Origin of the sequence: Endozoicomonas sp. ALB115 (genome assembly GCF_049310245.1) — a bacterium.
Taxonomy (GTDB): Bacteria; Pseudomonadota; Gammaproteobacteria; order Pseudomonadales; family Endozoicomonadaceae; genus Endozoicomonas.
Genome location: NZ_JBLYZG010000156.1, coordinates 1 through 2,594 on the forward strand (window position 1 = coordinate 1; position 2,594 = coordinate 2,594).

Annotated in this window: 1 protein-coding gene; it reads right to left on the reverse strand. The window is 52.0% G+C overall.

The window, feature by feature from the left end; translation table 11 throughout:
• A partial coding sequence (locus ACO6VE_RS24250; RefSeq protein ID WP_422464046.1) for a calcium-binding protein occupies positions 1-2,594 on the reverse strand: 2,594 nt, incomplete at both ends.

Genomic DNA, 2,594 nt, shown 5'->3' on the forward strand with positions numbered 1-2,594 from the left:
TGCCATCGGCAAACTCAAAACTATTGATTTTGAAGTGCTCGGTAGGCTCCCGGAACCAATTCTCAATGGTGATCTGGTCACTGCCGTTACTGTGGCTGATGACCATATGATCCCCTCGACGGGCATAGGAAAGATCAATGGCGGCAATGCCTTCACCAAAACGAAGCACATCAAAAGAGGCGTCATAATTGCTATAAGCTTCGCCCAGGCGCCGTTCAATCATCCGGTCAGCACCGTCACCCAAATTAAACAAGTACAGGTCATCGGTGAAACCACCATAAATAGTGTCATCACCTGCGCCACCTTCCAGGGTACTCAGAACACCTCTTTCCCAGGGCTGGCTGTCCACAATCAGGGTATCGTTACCTGCATCCCCCTTCAGGGTACTGCCACTCTGGCCAGTCAGCACATCCTGACCGTCGCCACCCACTAAAAGACCACTGCCTTCCAGGGTGTCGTCACCATCGTTACCAAACAGATCACCACGGCCAGATAATTTGTCGTTACCTTCACCACCACGCAGGGTGTTATTACCGGTGTGGTCGGTGAGCACATCATCGCCAGTGCCGCCACATAGGGTGTCATCACCCCAGTCACCGTTCAGCGTGTCATTGCCACCGTCACCAAAGAGCTGGTCATCGCCGTCGCCACCGCTGAGGTCGTCATTCTGATCACCACCGAGAAGATGATCATTACCGTCCTGGCCGAACAGGGTATCGACACCTTCACCACCTTCCAGGCGGTCATCGTCACCTCCACCTTCAAGACGGTCATCGCCCTGACCACCCAACAGAACATCCCGGCCGCTTTCACCGTAAAGCGTATCTGCTCCGTCACCGCCGTCGATCTGATCATGGCCTCCCTGACCATGAACCACATCATCTCCACTCAACGAGGTGATCGCATCATTCTCAGCATGGGCAAGAATCTGATCATCAGCTTCAGTGCCTTTGACCGACTGAACCAGAATGTCGTCTGTATTCCAGCGGGTGCCATTGGCAAATGTAATGACATTAATGGCACCAAGGCTGACAACACCCGCCTGGTCGGTAAAGTGATTGAGGATACGAACACTGTCATTACTGTCTGCATGACGGCTAATGACCAGATCATCGCCCTGTCGACGAAGTAACACATCATCGTCGTTCAGGTCTTCAAAGATCAGGGTATCGATGCCGGCACTGTCTTCAATAACGTCACTGCCATCGGCGGCTGCAAAATGATAGGTGTCATCGCCAACGCCCCCTTCCAGTCGGTCGTTGCCAGTACCGCCACGCAAGCTGTCATCACCTGCATTGCCCACCAGTGTATCGTTGCCAGCATCACCGGAAAGCACATCGTCTGTCGTATAACCGCGGAGCAGGTTATCGCCAAGATCTCCAAGCAGCGCTTTATCCAGCAGGAGTTCTTTGTTCCAGACGGTGCCATCAGCAAACGCCACCGTATCCAGAGCGTATCTGGAATGGCCTTCATCCTGGAAGAACCGGGAAACAGTGACCTGATCATTCCCCCCATAACTGAGCAACAGATCATCACCAACCCTTGATACTGCGACACTGCCTGGTGAAACACTCTCTGCAAACCGAATAGTGTCCATGCCTTCACTATCGTAGTTATGAATCACATCCTGCCCGTCTCCAGCAGAAAAATGATAAGTGTCAGCACCTTCACCGCCCGTCAGGGTGTCATTGCCCAGCCCACCAGTCAGGTGATCATCATCCGCTTCGCCTTCAAGGGAATCGTCACCGCTATCACCGGAAAGTACGTCATTTCCAAAACCACCCTGAAGACGATCCTGGCCATCACCACCACTGATAACGTCATCAGCGCCATAACCCAGCACACGGTCGTTGCCATCGAGAGCAGTCACCTGATTCACCAGGTCGTTACCCTCAATCACATCATCTAATCCCGTGCCCTCCAGTGTTTTGAGGTTAATCGCTGCTTTATCGAGAACCTGTGTGACGTTTTCAGGACCAACCAGCGTAAGACCACTCTTTGGCAAATCATTGTCAAAGAAATACTTGAGCGTAACTTTGTCTTCAGTACTGTCACGGAAAGTCAAAGTCAGGTCATCATCCACACGGCGGAAAGTAATCAGGTCAAGATCAAGGCCAGCCAGTAATAGGCGAGTCTGATCCTGATAGTTATCCCGAATCTCATCTTTTCCATCGCCTTGGGCAAAGTAATAATCATCAGCCCCTTGGTCGCCGCTCAGGATGTCGTCACCCATACCACCTGTCAGCGAGTCGTTACCATAGCCACCGTAGAGACGGTCATTACCAGTCCCACCGGTTAACTGATCATCATCTCGGCCGCCATCGAGGTAATCATTACCTTCGCCACCAACCAGCTGGTCATTACCGTAATCACCATAGAGATGATCATCATTGTTACCGCCGTCGAGATAATCATTACCAGCTCGGCCATAGAGGGAATCATCACCCTCTCCACCTTCAAGGTGATCATCCCCAGACTCACCATCAAGATAGTCCTGGCCTGCACTACCTGATAAATGGTCATCTCCGGTTCCACCATAGAGGTGGTCATCTCCATCTTCACCGGTGAGCTGATCATTACCCCCCTTACCATAA